The sequence below is a fragment of the Microcoleus sp. AT9b-C3 genome, from assembly GCF_036705485.1.
Lineage (GTDB): Bacteria > Cyanobacteriota > Cyanobacteriia > Cyanobacteriales > Microcoleaceae > Microcoleus.
Genome location: NZ_JAUBUR010000112.1, coordinates 1 through 1,145, shown reverse-complemented (window position 1 = coordinate 1,145; position 1,145 = coordinate 1). Strand labels below are relative to the sequence as shown.

Genomic DNA, 1,145 nt, shown 5'->3' with positions numbered 1-1,145 from the left:
ACCGAGTGCTGAAGGCGCGACACGCTCCCCATAGCCATGAGTCTGTAAAGGATGAAGCGAATTGTGGTAAAAAAAAGGTAATTGCTCAACTAGGGGAAAAAAGGCAGCCATGAATAGAGAGAGCTTGTTGAATAGCTTGATAAGCAGTTAAGCCATGCCTTTTACCAGTATTCACAACTGAACGAACCGCCGCAAATAAATCTCGCCCCGATTCGGAATGAAAGCAATTGGTCACGCGACGAAATATAACGCTCATCCGAATCGCTTGTTCGCGCTTAATTATTTGTGGGTGGAATTTTCACATCTTCCAGAAATAAGAACAAATTATTCATCAGCTCGCCATAGCGTTTTCGCAACCGAACACCATCCGGCTGATGTGGCGAAAAGCTCAAAATTATGGTTAATCTTTCTCGTAAATTGCTGCGATATCGCTCCCGCCTTGCATGGATAACAAAAGCCCTTAATAATAACCTCTTCATCGCTGGGGCAAAAATTCTGTCTCCTGCATCAATGGCATATTGGCAATCCCGCAGTTGATGGGCTAAACACACCTGCCATTGTGCTGCTGGGTGATTTTTTTGAGCACTAAAAAGGTCTGATACCCACAGTTGCGGGCGATGTTCCCCGAGAACTTCACTAATTACTCCAGCCCCCCGACTCGGACGGATGACATGCAAGCAAATATCTGGGTTCTGAAATACCCACTCTCATTGGTTTTGTCCATTTACTCTGGCACTGGTTTCATCGCTTGCAAATTAATTTTGCCTGTCGCAAACGTTGTAATATTTGATTTACAAAGGTCCTCTAAACTGGTTTTGACTGTACTTAAAAGGTTGGCGATCGCTCCTTCTGATATCTTGAGTCCAAAAACGGATGACAAGATTCCCGACAGCCGTTCGTAGCCGATCGCATGAGTGTAGCGCAGATATGTAACTAGGCTTTGAATGGAACTCCCAAATGGTGAACCCGGTTCCAGGGACAGCGGGTACGGGGGCAAGATACTCGGTTTGACAACAGGCGCAGCGACCGCCATAACGTTCAATGCGCCTTACGATCGGGCGAATTGGTGGTATAGTCATTTCAAATAAGTATGAGACACTCTTTATGCACAATAAGCACGAATAACTTCATCAAGAGATGTGCCA

Annotated in this window: 1 protein-coding gene and 1 pseudogene; both read right to left on the bottom strand. The window is 45.5% G+C overall.

All coding sequences use genetic code 11. The features are described 5' to 3' along the window. Positions 1-275 precede the first annotated feature (275 nt). Positions 276-692 (bottom strand): annotated as a pseudogene (locus QUB77_RS31925) (IS66 family transposase); the annotation flags it as partial. 32 nt (positions 693-724) lie between these two features. After that, positions 725-1,033, bottom strand: coding sequence for an IS66 family transposase (locus QUB77_RS31580; RefSeq protein WP_333180935.1), 309 nt, complete (start codon positions 1,031-1,033; stop codon positions 725-727). Positions 1,034-1,145: the final 112 nt, after the last annotated feature.

Coding starts and splice junctions, on each gene's coding strand:
- QUB77_RS31580 (WP_333180935.1), bottom strand. CDS start 1,033: ATGGCGGTCGCTGCGCCTGTTGTCAAACCGAGTATCTTGCCCCCGTAC.